The sequence below is a fragment of the Paenarthrobacter nicotinovorans genome, assembly GCF_007670255.1.
In the GTDB taxonomy this organism is placed as follows: Bacteria; Actinomycetota; Actinomycetes; order Actinomycetales; family Micrococcaceae; genus Arthrobacter; species Arthrobacter nicotinovorans_B.
Map to the genome: position 1 here is coordinate 156,047 of NZ_SZVS01000011.1, position 16,118 is coordinate 172,164.

The 16,118-nt window shown below is 64.1% G+C and carries 15 protein-coding genes; 5 read left to right on the top strand and 10 right to left on the bottom strand.

The genetic code is table 11. The annotated features are described in order from the left end of the window. Positions 1–50: 50 nt before the first annotated feature. The 4 genes from FDP28_RS16455 to FDP28_RS16470 all read left to right on the top strand — a co-directional run bounded on the left by FDP28_RS16455 (position 51) and on the right by FDP28_RS16470 (position 4,344). A complete protein-coding gene (locus FDP28_RS16455) occupies positions 51–689 on the top strand; it encodes a GntR family transcriptional regulator (RefSeq protein ID WP_144662608.1) in 639 nt (212 codons plus the stop codon). A 10-nt stretch (positions 690–699) separates the two neighbouring features. Continuing rightward, positions 700–2,220 (top strand): MmgE/PrpD family protein, encoded by a 1,521-nt coding sequence (locus tag FDP28_RS16460; RefSeq protein WP_144662609.1) that lies wholly within the window; start codon positions 700–702, stop codon positions 2,218–2,220. Next, a complete protein-coding gene (prpB, locus tag FDP28_RS16465; protein WP_144662610.1) occupies positions 2,221–3,126 on the top strand; it encodes a methylisocitrate lyase in 906 nt (301 codons plus the stop codon). A 78-nt stretch (positions 3,127–3,204) separates the two neighbouring features. Beyond that, positions 3,205–4,344, top strand: a complete 1,140-nt coding sequence (locus FDP28_RS16470; protein WP_144662611.1) for a bifunctional 2-methylcitrate synthase/citrate synthase — start codon at positions 3,205–3,207, stop codon at positions 4,342–4,344. A gap of 69 nt (positions 4,345–4,413) precedes the next feature. Here the strand turns inward: FDP28_RS16470 and FDP28_RS16475 are convergent, their stop codons facing one another. Continuing rightward, complete coding sequence (locus tag FDP28_RS16475) at positions 4,414–4,911, bottom strand: 8-oxo-dGTP diphosphatase (protein WP_144662612.1); 498 nt, start codon at positions 4,909–4,911, stop codon at positions 4,414–4,416. Positions 4,912–4,967: 56 nt separating this feature from the next. Between FDP28_RS16475 and FDP28_RS16480 the strand changes: the two genes are divergently transcribed. After that, a complete protein-coding gene (locus tag FDP28_RS16480; protein ID WP_144662613.1) occupies positions 4,968–5,672 on the top strand; it encodes a hypothetical protein in 705 nt (234 codons plus the stop codon). Positions 5,673–5,688: 16 nt separating this feature from the next. Here the strand turns inward: FDP28_RS16480 and xerD are convergent, their stop codons facing one another. From xerD to FDP28_RS16525, 9 genes are all read right to left on the bottom strand, one after another. Next, complete coding sequence (xerD, locus tag FDP28_RS16485) at positions 5,689–6,678, bottom strand: site-specific tyrosine recombinase XerD (protein ID WP_144662614.1); 990 nt, start codon at positions 6,676–6,678, stop codon at positions 5,689–5,691. Next, a complete protein-coding gene (locus FDP28_RS16490) occupies positions 6,651–7,313 on the bottom strand; it encodes an NUDIX domain-containing protein (RefSeq protein ID WP_144662615.1) in 663 nt (220 codons plus the stop codon). The genes xerD and FDP28_RS16490 overlap by 28 nt, the downstream gene beginning before the upstream one ends. Positions 7,314–7,342: 29 nt before the next feature. Further along, entirely contained in the window at positions 7,343–9,088 is a 1,746-nt protein-coding gene (locus FDP28_RS16495) for a CTP synthase (protein WP_144662616.1), read from the bottom strand. A gap of 144 nt (positions 9,089–9,232) precedes the next feature. After that, complete coding sequence (gene recN, locus FDP28_RS16500) at positions 9,233–10,972, bottom strand: DNA repair protein RecN (protein ID WP_144662617.1); 1,740 nt, start codon at positions 10,970–10,972, stop codon at positions 9,233–9,235. A 3-nt stretch (positions 10,973–10,975) separates the two neighbouring features. Then, entirely contained in the window at positions 10,976–12,007 is a 1,032-nt protein-coding gene (locus tag FDP28_RS16505) for an NAD kinase (RefSeq protein ID WP_144662618.1), read from the bottom strand. Between the two features lie 13 nt (positions 12,008–12,020). Continuing rightward, positions 12,021–12,833, bottom strand: coding sequence for a TlyA family RNA methyltransferase (locus FDP28_RS16510; RefSeq protein ID WP_144662619.1), 813 nt, complete (start codon positions 12,831–12,833; stop codon positions 12,021–12,023). Between the two features lie 3 nt (positions 12,834–12,836). Continuing rightward, a complete protein-coding gene (locus FDP28_RS16515) occupies positions 12,837–13,082 on the bottom strand; it encodes a hypothetical protein (protein ID WP_144662620.1) in 246 nt (81 codons plus the stop codon). 9 nt (positions 13,083–13,091) lie between these two features. Beyond that, the gene (locus FDP28_RS16520) at positions 13,092–14,078 is read right to left on the bottom strand and encodes an HAD-IIA family hydrolase (protein WP_144662621.1); all 987 of its coding nucleotides are present in this window, start codon (positions 14,076–14,078) and stop codon (positions 13,092–13,094) included. Next, the gene (locus FDP28_RS16525; protein WP_144662622.1) at positions 14,071–15,708 is read right to left on the bottom strand and encodes a hypothetical protein; all 1,638 of its coding nucleotides are present in this window, start codon (positions 15,706–15,708) and stop codon (positions 14,071–14,073) included. The genes FDP28_RS16520 and FDP28_RS16525 overlap by 8 nt, the downstream gene beginning before the upstream one ends. Positions 15,709–16,118 lie beyond the last annotated feature (410 nt).

Genomic DNA, 16,118 nt, shown 5'->3' on the forward strand with positions numbered 1-16,118 from the left:
AGAATTGGTAAACACTGGCCTCAAGCAGGCTCTGTGTATACACTGATGGCATGCGCGCCAGTGATCGGGCTTACACGGCCCTTCGTGAGGACATCCTTGAATGGCGCCTGCCACCGGGTACGGTCCTCGCCGAAGTGGAACAATCGGAACGGCTTGGAGTCTCACGAACCCCGGTCCGTGAGGCACTGGGCCGACTCACCGCTGAAGGCCTGACGGCGGCGGGCGGCCGGGGCGTCGTCGTCACCGATATCTCACTGGACAGCATCGACGAACTGTTCGAACTGCGCGAAACCCTGGAAGTCAGGGCCGCTTCCCTCGCGGCACAGCGCGGCGAACCGGGCATCTTTGCCCGCTTGCAGGCGCAACTGCTGCAGGCCCCCGGACTGATCAACGACGACGACCCCGCCCGCCATGAGTACTACGACCTCGTGGGACGGCTGGACGAGGCCATCGACGCCGCCGTCTCCAATACCTACCTCGCCAACGCCATGCGTGGCCTGCGGGTCCACTTGGTCCGCGTCCGCCGTATGGCCGCCGACGATTCAGCCAGGCTCCACGCTGCCGCCGCTGAGCATGCCGCCATCGCCGAGGCCATCGCCGCGGGCAATCCGCGACTCGCCGAAGCCGCCACGATGGTTCACCTGCACCGAAGCCTGACCCACCTCAAAGCCACCCACACCCCTGCCTAGAAGGAGCACCATGGTCAAGAACAACCACGTCCGCGTCTACAAGAGCGAAGAAAACCTGCCCCGCGAGGAGCAGTTGGCCCACAAGATCGCCGAGGTCGCCGCCGACCCCGTAGCAGTGACGGCCGAGGTCACCGACATGGTGATCAACCGGATCATCGACAACGCCTCCGTGGCCATCGCCTCGTTGAACCGGGCACCGATCGTTGCGGCCCGGGCCCAGGCCCTCACCCACGCCCCGAGCGCCAACGGCAAGGGCGCCAAGGTGTTCGGTATCAGCGAGCAGGTCTCCCCGGAATGGGCCGCGTGGGCAAACGGTGTGGCCGTGCGCGAACTCGATTACCACGACACCTTCCTGGCTGCGGACTACTCCCACCCGGGCGACAACATCCCGCCGATCCTGGCCGTCGCCCAGCACGTCGGTTCCAACGGTGCCGACCTCGTCCGGGCCATCGCTACCGGCTACGAGATCCAGGTGAACCTGGTCAAGGCCATCTGCCTGCACAAGCACAAGATCGACCACGTGGCCCACCTTGGCCCCTCGGCAGCTGCCGGCATCGGCACCCTCCTTGGATTGGACGTCGAAACGATCTTCCAGTCCGTCGGCCAGGCCCTGCACACCACCACCGCCACCCGGCAGTCCCGCAAGGGCGAGATCTCCACCTGGAAGGCCCACGCTCCGGCGTTCGCAGGCAAGATGGCCGTCGAAGCCGTGGACCGTGCCATGCGTGGACAGACTTCCCCGGTGCCGATCTATGAAGGCGAAGACGGGGTCATCGCCTGGATGCTGGACGGTCCCGAGGCTTCCTACGAGGTGCCGCTGCCGCTTCCCGGTGAGGCCAAGCGCGCGATCCTGGACACCTACACCAAGGAGCACTCCGCCGAATACCAGGCGCAGGCGTGGATCGACCTCGCCCGCAAGCTCCACCGCGAGCACCCCGAAACCGCGGACCCGGCCAACGTGGCCTCGGTGCTGATCAAGACCAGCCACCACACGCACTACGTGATCGGTTCCGGCGCCAACGATCCCCAGAAGTACTCACCCACCGCCTCCCGGGAAACCCTGGACCACTCCATCCCCTACATCTTCACCGTCGCCCTGCAGGATGGCGCCTGGCACCACGTGGACTCCTACGCTCCCGAACGCGCTGCCCGCCCGGACACCGTGGCACTCTGGCACAGGGTCACCACGGTCGAAGACCCGGAGTGGACCCGCCGCTACCACTCGCTGGACATCGCGGAGAAGGCGTTCGGTGGTTCCGTGGAGATCACGCTCACGGACGGCACTGTCATCACCGATGAGATCGCAGTAGCAGACGCGCACCCCCTCGGTGCCCGACCCTTCGCCCGCGAGCAGTACATCAACAAGTTCCGCACGCTGGCCGCCGGTTTGGTTGAGGAGGCCGAAATCGAAAGGTTCCTCGCCGCCGTCGAGCGCGTCACCGAACTCGGCGCCGGTGAACTGGACCAGCTCAACATCACCGCGGCACCGGGTGTCATTGACCTTCAGGCAGCTCCGAAGGGACTGTTCTAAATGCTGTACTCCGCAACCACGCCCGAGCAGAAAAGGCTGCGCCTGAGGGAGCTGCTCAGCTCCGGAACCGTGCAGCAGTTTCCCGGTGCGTTCAACCCGCTCTCGGCCCGGCTGATTGAGGAGAAGGGCTTCGCCGGTGTCTACATCTCCGGCGCAGTCCTGGCCAACGATCTCGGCCTGCCCGACATCGGCCTGACCACGCTCACCGAGGTGGCCACCCGCGCCGGGCAGATCGCCCGCATGACCGAGCTGCCCTCGATCGTGGACGCCGACACCGGATTCGGCGAGCCAATGAACGTGGCACGCACCATCCAGGAACTCGAGAACGCGGGCCTGGCCGGGTGCCATATCGAGGACCAATTCAACCCCAAGCGCTGCGGACACCTGGACGGCAAGAACGTCGTCGACGTCGACACCGCGGCCAAGCGCATCCGCGCAGCAGCCGACGCGCGGCGGGACCCGAACTTCCTCATCATGGCCCGCACCGACATCCGCGCCGTCGATGGCCTGCAGGCCGCCCAGGAGCGCGCGAAAGCACTGGTGGACGCCGGCGCGGACGCGGTCTTCCCGGAAGCCATGCGTGACTTGAGCGAGTTCCAAGCCATCCGCGACGCCGTGGACGTACCGATCCTGGCCAACATGACCGAGTTCGGCAAAAGCGACCTCTTCACGGTGGACCAGCTCCAGAGTGTTGGCGTGAACATGGTCATCTACCCTGTCACGCTCCTCCGCATTGCCATGGGCGCTGCAGAGCGTACTCTGGAATCGATCAAGGCTGAGGGGACCCAGGAAGCGCACGTGGCCAAGATGCTCACGCGTGCGCGCCTCTACGAACTCGTCGACTACGAGGCATACAACCAATTCGATACCGGCGTTTTCAACTTCCAGGTTCCTGGCGTCCGCTAGGTTCCGGATTCATCAAGGGGAACGCGGGTCCGCCGAAAATTCCAGGGCGCACCCGCACTACGAACGAAGGAGTTCAACATGGCAGATGTTGACATCAAAAAGGGCCTTGCCGGAGTCGTGGTGGACTACACCGCCGTCTCGAAGGTCAATCCGGAGACCAACTCCCTGCTGTACCGCGGGTACCCGGTTCAGGAACTGGCCGCCAAATGCAGTTTCGAAGAGGTGGCCTACCTGCTGTGGAACGGGGAGCTGCCGGATGGGAAGCAGCTGGAAGAATTCACTGCCCGCGAGCGCGCGGGCCGCGCCCTGGATCCGGTCGTGAAGCAAGTGGTTGACGCCCTGCCCACCACCGCCCACCCCATGGATGTTTGCCGGACCGCCGCTTCCGTGCTCGGTGCCCGGCATGAATTGGCAGAGGACTCCTCGCCTGAGGCCAACATGAAGAAGGCCATCGATCTCTGGGCGGCCATGCCCGCCGTAGTGGCGTACGACCAGCGCCGCCGTCGCGGACAGGAGCCTGTGGAACCCCGCGACGACCTTGGGTACTCGGCCAACTTCCTCTGGATGACGTTCGGCGAAGAGCCCGTGGACGAGGTCGTGGAGGCTTTCAACGTCTCGATGATCCTCTACGCCGAGCACTCGTTCAATGCCTCGACGTTCACCGCCCGGGTTGTCACCTCCACCCTTGCGGACCTCCATTCAGCCGTTACCGCCGCCATCGGAGCGCTGAAGGGTCCCTTGCACGGTGGTGCCAACGAGGCCGTCATGCACACGTTTGACGAGATCGGCATCCGCACCGAGGAATCGCTTGAAGAAGCAGCTTCCCGGGCCAAGACGTGGATGGAAGATGCCCTGGCCCACAAGAAGAAGGTCATGGGCTTCGGGCACCGCGTCTACAAGCACGGTGATTCGCGCGTCCCCACCATGAAGGCCGCCCTGGACAAGATGATCGCCCACTACGGGCGGCCGGAACTCCTGGGCCTCTACAACGGTTTGGAACAGGCCATGGACGAGGCCAAGGCCATCAAGCCGAACCTTGACTATCCGGCAGGGCCCACCTACCACCTCATGGGCTTCGACACGCAGACGTTCACCCCGCTGTTCGTCGCCAGCCGCATCACCGGCTGGACAGCCCACGTCATGGAGCAGCTCGCCTCGAACTCGCTGATCCGCCCGCTGAGCGAATACAACGGTCCGGAAGAGCGGCACGTGCCCTAAGGCTTCGTCCACCTAGAAACCACGACGGCGGGCTGGTCACCGACAGGCGACGAGCCCGCCGTCGTTGATTCAGCGCCCAGGTTCCACCCACTCCACTGTGTGCACGTCCGCCACGTTCTCGTTGTCCGCGGCCAGGTCCACCCGCACGGCAATACGCCTGCCGGAGATCATGGCCGGCAACCAATGCTCGGCATCTGCCCACATCCGCTCCACCGGCAGTTGGTGGACGGGGAACCAGGCCGGCGCGATCTCCTCGCTTTCGGACGGTTCCCCGACCCACGAACGCGTCAGGAACACCGTGGTGGCCATGTTCCATTCGGGCCTGGCCGGAAACACGAAGTCGACTGTCCCAGCGGGCACCAGGTCAGCTTCCTCCACCACGACGTTGATTTCCTCCATGACCTCCCGGCATGCCGCCTCGGAGGCAGTCTCCCCTAGCTCCACATGTCCGCCGACGCCCACAACTTTGCCCCGCCCAAACCCGGTCTTCTTGGTTCCGAGAAGGACGTGTTCGCCGTCGGATCCGGTCCGGAGCAGGAAGCACAAGGTCACATGGGCTGCTGTCATGCTGCCTACCTTAACCTGATCTCCCTTGCCGCAGCGGCCATTGCTACAGTGACCCCATGAGCGAAGCCGGGGGTGACGCGGGCGCCAGTGTGGCAGCTCCCGCCAAGAGCACTAAGGATCAGGACAGTTGGCTGCCGCGATGGCTTGTAGCGCATCCGCTCTACGCGGGATGGGCCTGGACCCTGCTGTGGGCGGGCCTCATCGTCCTTGACGAAGTGGTCGATGTGGCCGGATGGACCTGGTACTTGCTGGTCCTGATGGCGGCGCTGCCCACCCTGATTTCCACCCTGTTGGTGTTGCACGCGACGCCACGAAGCCACCTCCGTGCGGTTGACGCGACGGTATTGGGCCACTTCTTTGTTCGTTTCCTGGCCCTGGTGGCCGCATTCATGGTGTGGGCGGCTTCGGTTGTGATGAGCGCGTCCATCTCCACCACGGTCCAGTCGGTGGTCGGTGATTCGGAAAAGGAAGTCACCGCCTTGGGCTTCAACCTCATGGTGGCGGCCGTACCCTTGGTGCTCTCCGTTTTGTGGATGGCCTTCATTGTGCGTTGTGCGTGGTTCCTGCGGCGTTTGCGCGGCTGGCGCCAAGTGCCGGTCAAAACACGCGTCCCGAAAAAGTTCCTGCGTGCCCGGCCACGGCTCAAACGCGTGGTGGTGGGCCTGGCGCACCCTGGACTCTTGCTGGTGGCCGGATTGGGAACGTCGCTGCTGGCGGTGTCCGTGGACGCGGTCGAATTGACCTTGAACGTTCTGGACTAGCTCTGAGAAGCGGCGACTAGCCCAACGCCCGGGGATGGGCTGCCGCATAAACCTCACGCAGAGTGTCGGCGGTTACCAGCGTGTACACCTGGGTGGTGGTCACAGAGGCGTGACCAAGCAGTTCCTGCACTACCCTGACGTCCGCTCCACCTTCGAGCAAGTGGGTGGCGAAGGAATGCCGCAGGGTGTGTGGTGAGACATCCTTGGTGATGTTCGCCCGCTCCGCGGCCGTCTTCAGGATGGTCCAGGCGCTCTGCCTGCTGATGCGGCCGCCGCGGGCGTTGAGGAACAGCGCCGGCGTTCCCTTCCCTTTGGACGCCAACAGAGGGCGGCCCCGCACCACATAAGACCCGACGGCGCGTGCACCATAGGAGCCCAACGGCACCAACCGTTCCTTGGACCCTTTTCCGAACAGCCTGACGATCGCCGGTCCGGCTCCCGGATCAGCCAAGGAAACATCGTCCACATCCAAGCCCACGGCCTCGCTGATGCGGGCGCCGGTGGAGTAAAGGAACTCAAGCAGGGCCCGGTCCCGCAGTCCCGTGGCAGTATCCGAACCCGCAGCTTCCAGGATGCGTGTCACTTCACCTACGCTGATGGCTTTCGGAAGCCGCTTGCCCGGCATGGGCGGGTGGACATCGCTGGCGGGGTCCGCCGTCGTCGTCCCTTCCAACGCCCAAAACTTGTGGAGTCCGCGGACGGCAACCACAGTGCGCGCCGCCGAGCGGACGCCCAGGGCCGCACCGCCGTCGGACCCATCGGACAAGGCTTGGACAAAGTCCGTCACATGGTGCCGTGTAATGTCCCCGGGCTGCTCGGCGCCCCGGGCCGCCAGGAAGTTGGCATAGCGTGCCAGGTCGCGGCGGTACGCTGCCAAGGTGTTGGCCGCGAGGCCCCGTTCGACCCCTACGTGCTGCAGGTAGTCGGTTACGGCACGGTCAATTCCGTTGGGCGGCCGGGTCGCGGCCTCTGCCACGCTCAGCGCTGGCTCGGGTGAGCCGGCCACGGCGCGTTCGCAGGGCGGAGACTTGTGAAGCCATCGGCCTTGGCAGCTGCGGCCGCCAGGATGCCCAGGACTGCGGAGGGGTTGTGCAGACGGCCTTCCAGAACTGCCTTGACGGCTTCGTCGAGCGGGACCCAGTGAAGTTCGATCTCCGCTTCTTCGTCCGTGCGGACATGGCGGTCAGCTTCGGGAACATCCTTGAGCCCACGGGCAAGGTAGATGCGGACGGCCTCACTCGAGGAACCGGGCGAATTGAAGAAGTCCACCAGGACATTCCACGTGGCTGCCACAAGGTCAGCTTCCTCGGCGAGCTCCCGGGCCGCGCCGACGACGAAGTCCTCGCCCTCCACGTCCAGCAGACCAGCGGGAATCTCCCACAGGTCCATGCCAACGGGGTGGCGGTACTGCTTCAGCAACAGGATTTCCCCGTCAACGTTCATGGGGAGCACGGCTACCGCGCCAGGGTGGTCAATGTAGTCACGCACCAGGGTGTCCGTGCCTTCGCTGAGCTGGAACGAGTCACTGACAACGTCCCAGATCCGGCCTTCGTACACCTTGCTGGTAGACAAAAGACGGCGCGGGCTCGGCATGTCCGAAACCTGCCTTGATGTGCGGGGGGTTTCAGAAATACCGGGCATCGCGCCGTCCTTCGTTAGTGCTTGCGTTCTTACTTCGCTGCTACCGTGCGGGCACCGGTCTTGGTCGCCACCGGGCTGCCTTCCCGGCGTTCCAGGGCAGCCTTGACCAAACCTGCGAACAGCGGGTGCGGGCGCGTGGGGCGGGAGCTGAGCTCCGGGTGCGCCTGCGTTGCCACGTAGTACGGGTGGACTTCGCGCGGAAGCTCCACGAACTCCACCAGCTTGCCGTCAGGAGAGGTACCCGAGAAGACCAGGCCCTCGGCTGCGATCTGCTCGCGGTACTTGTTGTTGACCTCGTAACGGTGGCGGTGACGCTCGCTGACCGTGGTGGTGCCGTAGGTTTCGGCGATGACCGAACCCTCGTCGAGCTTGGCTTCGTAGAGGCCCAGGCGCATGGTGCCGCCCAGGTCTCCCTTGCCCTCGACGATCTCCAGCTGCTCTTCCATGGTGGCGATGACCGGGTACTTGGAGTCCGGCTCGAACTCGCTGGAGGAAGCACCTTCCAAGCCAACGACGTTGCGTGCGTACTCGATCACCATGCACTGCAGGCCAAGGCACAGGCCAAGGACGGGGAGCTTGGATTCACGGGCAAACTTCAAAGCGCCCAGCTTGCCTTCGAGGCCACGGATACCGAAGCCACCGGGAACACAGATGGCGTCGACGCCGGACAGGGACTTCTTGGCCCCTTCCAGGGTTTCGCACTCATCCGAGGGGACCCAGCGGATCTTGACCTTGGCCTCGTTGGCGAAGCCGCCTGCACGAAGGGCCTCAGTCACGGAGAGGTATGCGTCCGGAAGGTCGATGTACTTGCCCACCAGGGCAATCTCAACATGGTGCTTCGGGTTGTGGACGGCTTCAAGCAGCTTGTCCCACTTGGTCCAGTCGACGTCCTTGAACGGCAGATCCAATGCACGCACGATGTAGGAGTCCAGGCCCTGGGAATGCAGGGTCTTGGGAATGTCGTAAATGCTGGGTGCGTCGGCTGCGTTGACCACGGCGTCGATGTCGACGTCGCACATGCGGCCAATCTTCTCGCGCATGGCCTCAGGCACTTCGCGGTCCGAACGGATCACGATGGCCTCAGGCTGGATACCGATCGAGCGCAGCGCAGCCACGGAGTGCTGGGTCGGCTTGGTCTTCAGTTCCTGGGAAGGACCGATGTACGGAACCAAGGAAACGTGCAGGAAGAAGACGTTGTTGCGGCCGACGTCCTGACGGACCTGGCGAGCCGATTCGAGGAACGGCTGGGACTCGATGTCACCTACGGTGCCGCCGATTTCAGTGATGATGACGTCCGGCGCGTTCTTGCCTTCGGCGGGCAGACGCATGCGGCGCTTGATTTCATCGGTGATGTGAGGGATGACCTGCACGGTGTCACCGAGGTATTCGCCGCGGCGTTCCTTGGCGATGACGGTGGAGTACACCTGGCCCGTTGTCACGTTGGCCGAACCTTCAAGGTTCTCATCGAGGAAGCGTTCGTAGTGTCCGATGTCGAGGTCGGTTTCGGCGCCGTCATCCGTCACGAATACTTCACCGTGCTGGAAGGGGTTCATCGTGCCCGGATCCACGTTCAGATATGGATCGAGCTTCTGCATAGTTACAGACAGACCGCGTGCCCGCAGGAGATGGCCGAGGCTGGAAGCCGTCAGACCCTTACCGAGCGAGGACGCCACACCACCGGTGACGAAGATGTGTTTGGTCGTCTTGGACGAGCCCGGGAACCGGGAATTTACACGGGAATTTGATCGCTGCACCACGGAATTCGAGCTTATCATCAATTACGCCTTCCAAGCGTCTTGTTCGGATTCCCCAAATGGTCAATAGTTGCCCAGGACCGCGATCCAATCAAGAGCATGGCGGCCAAAAAGCATTGATGTGATGGTGCTCCCATTTTCACCTTCCGCCTCACAGCGCCAGGTTCAGGCCCGCTGGGGCAGGAGCTTTGCGTCGTCCAACAACTCCTGCGCGTGGGCCTGGGCGGATTCCGAGTCCTCCTGCCCTGCCAGCATTCGTGCCAGTTCCTTGACTCGTTCGTCCTCGCTGAGCAGCTGCACATCGCTGGAGGTGAAACCCGTGGCCGTCTTACCGTCGGAACCGCGCACCGACGTCTTGGTGACACGGATGTGCTGATCGGCGAACGCAGCAACCTGGGGCAAGTGGGTGACCACCAGCACCTGGACGTGGCGTGCCAGCATGGCCAGGCGACGTCCGATTTCGACGGCGGCACGCCCGCCCACACCGGCGTCCACTTCGTCGAAGACAAACGTGGGAACGGGATCCACCGCAGCGAGGACAACTTCGATGGCGAGCATAACCCTGGACAGTTCACCTCCCGAAGCTCCCTTGCCCAGGGGGCGCGCGGGAGCGCCGGAGTGCGGCTGGAGGAGGAAGGCGATCTCGTCGGTCCCCCACGGCCCCAGGACATCGCTGCTTTCCACCTCAATCACCAAGGTGGCATCAGCCATGGCCAGGGCCTTCAGCTCGGCACTGACGCGCCCTGACAGGTCCTTGGCCGCCTTTGAACGCGCCTTGCTGATGGCCGCGGCCAGTTTGCGCAGCGTCACCTCCGTAGAGGCCACCTCGGCGTCCAAGGATTCGATCCGGCTCGAATCGTCCTGCAGTTCATCCAGCCTTTTCCGCGCCGTGGCCGCCCACTCCAGCACCTCGTCAATGCTGGGAGCGTACTTGCGGATGAGCTTGGCGAGGGCAGCCCTGCGCTCCTCGATTTCGGACAGCCGTTCCGGGCCCTCGGTGTCCAGCGCGGCCTGGTAGCTGGAGAGCTCAGCAGCAATGTCGTTGAGGAGGAACCCCACTTCAGCCAACCTGGCCGCAGCGGCTCCGAGGGTTTCATCGTGCTCGGCCACATGCTCAAGCGTCCTCTTCGCTGCGTCCACCATGGACGTGGCATCGCCGGATTCGCCGAATTCCTCGGCGATCAGGGACTCATGCGCCGACGCCGCGGCAATCCGCAGTTCCTCGACATTGGCGAGTTTAACCGCCTCCGCCTTGAGGGTCTCGTCCTCGCCCGGCTGGGGATCGATCTCATCGATCTCCGTCAAGGCGGCGTCCAGCGACTCTGCCTCACGCAGCCGCTCGCGTGCCTCAGTCCGCAGGGTCTCAAGTTCGGTTTGGATCGCCTTCCAATGCCGGTAAAGATCCTGGTACTCCCCCAGCGACTTGGCCAAGGTTCCCCCTGCGAAGCGATCCAGTGCGTGACGCTGTGCAGCGGCGCCTTTCAAACGAATCTGGTCCGTCTGTCCGTGAACCACCACGAGGCTCTCGCCCAGTTCTGCAAGGACACCTACCGGTGCGGTTCTGCCACCGACGTAAGCACGGCTGCGGCCGTCCGCGCCGACGGTACGGGCAAGCAAGAGCTCCGCTACGCCGTCGTATTCTTCGGCGTCGCCGCCTGCTTCGCGGGTGCGTTCCACTGCGCTGTGGGCGGGATCAAGCTTCAGAACCGCCTCGGCAGACGCGGACTTGGCACCGTTGCGCACGGCACCGGCGTCCGAACGGGCACCCAGGAGAAGCCCGACGGCGGTGACCACCATGGTCTTGCCGGCGCCGGTTTCGCCGGTGACGACGCTAAGGCCCGGGCCCAAGGGCAGGGCGGCGTCGGTGATGACGCCGAGGTCACGGATTCGGAGTTCTTCAAGCATGCTTCACTTCGCATTCGTGGGATCGGAGGGGTCACCGTCCCGGGGAGCATTGACATCCCGCGGGCTCGGCAAAGGCGCCGGTGACAGGGTTCTGATGACCGGGATGGGACCCGTGTGGACTTCGCCCCGGCGTGGTGCCGGGCCGCGCCATCCGTGGATGGGGAGTTCGAATTTGCGGACCAGCCTGGCTGAGAACGGGGTCTTGTGGGTCCGGGCGAGCCGCACCGGCGTTGCGGAGCGGGTCACCTCCACCCGCGCACCGGGAGGCAGATCCACTGACCGCCGGCCGTCGCACCAAAGAACGCCTTGGGCATCGGTCCGGTTCATGATTTCTACCGCAAGCTTGGAGCGCGGAGAAACCACCAACGGCTTGGCAAAGAGCGCATGCGCGCTGATGGGGACTATCACCAGGGCCTCAACCTCAGGCCACACCACGGGTCCGCCCGAGGAAAAAGCGTAGGCCGTGGACCCCGTAGGCGTAGCCATCACCACGCCATCGCAGCCGAAGGAGGTCAACGGACGTTCATCGACTTCGGTGACGACCTCCAGCATCCGCTCCCGGTTGGCTTTCTCGATGGCGGCCTCGTTCAACGCCCACGTGTGCCAGATCTTCTGGCCCTTGATCCACACCTGGACGTCGATGGTCATGCGTTCTTCCACCGTGTATTGGCGGCTCGCGATCCATTCCACCGTCTGGGCGAGGTCGGCCCGCTCGCTTTCGGCCAGGAAGCCAACGTGGCCCAAGTTGACTCCGAGCAGCGGTACATCTACCTCGCGGACCAGTTCCGCAGCACGCAGGATAGTGCCGTCACCGCCGAGGACCATGACCAATTCCACGTCCTCCAAGCTGACGTGGTCGTTCAAAATCTCAATAGGGGTGTCCAAAGCGCCGAAAAAGCGTTCGATATCGGCAAGTTCAGACTTCTGCAGCACAGGAACCAAACCTGACGAGTGCAATTGCGTACAGGCATCCCATGCAGCGCGGAGCGATTCCTCCCGCCCAGTGTGGGCAAGGACAAGTACACGCCTGCTCATCGGGTTCTGCTTTCTAGTGGTTTGGCCAGAGGTTCTTCAACAAGGCAGCTACGTGCTGGTCCCGCTCTTCGATCTTAGGCAACTCAGCCGACATCCGGCGCGTCATCCACAGGAAGTATTCAACATTTCCGTCCTGGCCAGGCAGCGGGCTGGCAGCCAGGCCCCGAAGATCCAGCCCCGATTCAACCGCAGCATGGGCAACCTGGGCAACCGCCCGGCGTCGTTCATGCTCGGAGGACACCACGCCGCTCCGGCTCAACCGCTCCTTGCCAACCTCGAACTGTGGCTTGACCATCAGGAGCAGATCCCCGCCGGGTTCCGTGCAGGCGGCCAGGGGTTCCAGCACCAAAGTCAGCGAGATGAAAGACAAATCCGCCACCGTTAGCCGGGCCGGGCCACCGATCTGCTCCGGAGTCATATACCGGACGTTGAGTCCTTCGTGGACCTCAACCCTGGGATCCTCCCGCAGCTGGGGAACCAGCTGTCCGTGACCAACATCCACCGCAACAACGCACGCCGCGCCCTGGCGGACGAGCACGTCGGTAAAACCGCCCGTGGAGGCACCGGCGTCGAGGCACCGCTTGCCGGTAACCACGACGGCGGGAAAGGCCTCAAGTGCGCCGGCCAGCTTATGACCGGCGCGGCTGACGTAAATATCCTCAAGATGCGCTTGGACGATCAGCTCGGTATCGCCATCGACCTGGAGTGCCGGTTTTGCAAGGACAGAGCCGCTGGATGTGACCTTGCCATCACTGATCAGTTTCGCGGCATGGGTCCGGGACCTCGCCAATCCTCGGGTGACCAGTTCCTGGTCGAGTCGTGCCATGGATCAGTTGCTGCCTTCCGGACGGTGGGTGCTGGCGTGGTTGCTTGGGAGGCCTGGCTCGGAATCCAAGGCCTCCAACAACGAATCATGGATCCGCGTGTACAGCTCCCCGTGCTCCTCCAGCGGAGCATCGGGCACACTGTCCAGGAGGCCGATAGCCTTGTCCACCATGGCATCACCTGTAGCATTGGCCGGCTCCGGCCATTGCACCTGGCTGTCGTCCGGCTCCGGTGCGGGAATTTCGGTCATCGCACCAGTCTAGTGAGTACGCCACTCCACCTGCGGGGCCGTCGCTTCCGCAGCATCGGGAACGGCAGCCCACCATGCGGCGCAGGCCGCACGCCAAGCGTCGAGGTCATCCTCATGCCCGATCACGGTCACCGTGCCGTCCACAACGGAAGCCGAAGCAGCACCGCAACGGAAGGTGCCGCCGTCGTCCGTGATGGCCGGATAAGGGACGTACAGTCCCTCCAGGTCCGCGAGCAGGTAGTCAGGGCGTTCATCGGTGCGCGCAGCAAGGATGGTACTGGTGGTATCAACGCCGGTGAGCACGGCCGCCGTCGCGAATCCTGCGCGGTTGCCACCGAGGATGTCGGTGTCGAGGCGGTCACCGACCACCAGCGGACGTTCGGCGTTAAGCCGCTTGGCTGCTGCGTGGAACAGGGGCGCCTCCGGCTTCCCGGCGACGAGGGGGGCCTTTCCGGTAGCCGCTGCCACGGCTGCCACGAGCGTCCCATTGCCCGGCGCGATGCCTCGTGCCTGCGGAATGGACATGTCGGTGTTGGTGGCAAACCACGTGGCACCTCCCGCGACAACGTACGCGGCTTCCGCGAGATCCTTCCAGCCAATCTCTGGATTGAATCCCTGAACGACTGCAACAGGGGCCTCAGCTGCGCTGCGGACGGGCTTGAGTCCCACAAGTTCGATCTCGTGGGCCAAGGCCGCGCTGCCCGTGATCAGCACATGCGATCCCGCCGGCAGCATGGAAGCAAGGAGCTCCCCTGCCGCCTGCGACGAACTCACCACTTGATGGTCCTCTGCCGGCGCGCCCAACTCACGCAGGTGCGCGGCCACCTGGGCAGGAGTCCGGGAAGCGTTGTTGGTGACGTACCCCAGGCCAACGCCTACGCTTTCGAGGCGTTGCAACGACTCCACGGCCCCCGGGATGGCGTGCGGTCCCGCGTACACCACGCCATCAAGGTCGGAGAGGACGGCATCAAAGGAAGAGATCAGCGAATCAGCCATGCTGGGAGTCAGTGCCCTCGTTACCTGCTTCTGCTTCGTCGGACTCATCGTCGTCCTCGGCAGAATCGATATCAGACTCAGCGTCATCGGACTCGAAGTAGTCCGACTCGGCGTCATCGAGTTCAACCTCGTCATGGGCCACGTCAGCCGCGGCAGCTTCCGCGATGACCGTTTCGGCTTCAGGCTGCACGACGTCGGTCTCCGGGGCCGAGTTCTGGAAGCGCGGCTTACGCGCGGCTTCTTCTTCCTGCTCGTCCCAGCCGAGGTCAAGAATTTCAGGTTCAGCGAAGTCCCCGACGCCCAGCGCGTTCTCAGCGACCACGGCCTGGCGGGCCCACTTGTCGGCCTCTTCCGTCCGCCCAACAGCGTTCAATGCCTCGGCGTAAGCGCGGAAGAGGCGGGGGCTGTAGGAGAAAGCACGGTTGATATCCAGTTGCGGGATCTCAAGCTCGCTGACGGCAGCATCGAGCTGGTCAAGGTCCGCACGGGCACCGGAAGCCACGATCGCCAGCTCCACCTTGCCCGGGGCATCGAGATCCTGGGCTTCAGGCGAACGCACCATGTCCAAAGCCCGGTCCGGGCGGCCCAGGCCACGCTCGCAGTCGGCCATGACCGGCAAGTGGACGTTGGATCCACTGATGCGGCGGTAGGTCCGGAACTCACGCAGTGCCTCGCCGTAGTGGCCGGCAGCGTAGGCGGTGAGACCCACTGCCTCGCGGACCGCGGAGAGACGGCCTCCACGACGACTGGCAGCCAAGGCGTGCTGGAACGCCAGTTCGGGTTCAATGTCGATCAGGCGGCCAGCCATGACCAGATGCTTGGCAACCCAGCCGGCGCTCTGCTCTTCAAGGGTCTTGATCTGGTGGCCCGTGGCACGGTCCAGTTCCTTACCTGTGACATCCTCGTCAATCTCGGGAGAACGTTCGCGGTCGGGACGGTTCGAGCTACGGATGTCCTTGGCGTTGGGAACGCGGGCAGGCCGTTCTTCCCAGGAGTTGCCGCGGTCATTGCTGAACGAGCGGCGCTCACCATCACGTGCCGGACGATCGCCGCGATCGCCGAAAGGCTTACGGTCGTTGTTGAAGGGCCTGCGGTCGTTGCTGTCACGGCGGGGGCCATCGAAGTTCCGCGGACCACGCTCGGGACGGTCACCGAAAGGCCTACGGTCGCCGCGGTCACTGCGGTCACTGCTGAACGAGCGACGCTCACCATCACGTGCCGGACGATCACCACGGTCACCGAAAGGCTTACGGTCGTTGTTGAAGGACCTGCGGTCTCCGCGGTCATTGCTGAACGAGCGGCGCTCACCATCACGTGCCGGACGATCACCACGGTCACCGAAGGGCTTGCGATCGTTGTTGTCGCGGCGAGGGCCATCGAAGTTACGGGCGCCGCGCTCGGGACGGTCACCGAAAGGCTTGCGATCGCCGCGGTCACTACGGTCACTGCCGAACGAGCGGCGCTCACCGTCGCGGGAGGGACGATCATTGCCATCCCGGTTTTCCCTGGAACGGAAACCCCTCGGGTCCCCTCCGGAATTGTTGTTGGCGCGGAACGAACCGCGGCCGTCCCTGTTGCCGCCAAAGTTTCCGCGATTGCCGCCGCGATTACCGCCGTTGTGCTCAGCCATGGTGGATTCCTCCTGTTGCGAGCCGACCACTGGCGCGTGCGTAGTCGCTCATAACCCTTATTTCGTTGTCACGCCGCCGGCAGCACTGAACCACCGACTCGTATGTCTTATGCAATTCTATTCGACGCCACCAGAGCCACTGAACCCGGGAGGCGGCTTTCGGGCATCCCGTGGCAAGTCTCACAAGGGCCTGGGCCCCTTGCTCGTTCGCTTCCAGGACTTGTTGTTAAAGGTGAAGGGCCCCAACCGTCGTGGCGGAGGCTGCCCTTATTGCATGGTGTGTGTGGTTGTTAAAGGCGAAAGGCCCCAACCGTCGTGGTTGGGGCCTTTCTGAATGGTTGTCCGGCGGTGTCCTACTCTCCCACACCCTCCCGGGTGCAGTACCATCGGCGCTGTGGGTCTTAGCTTCC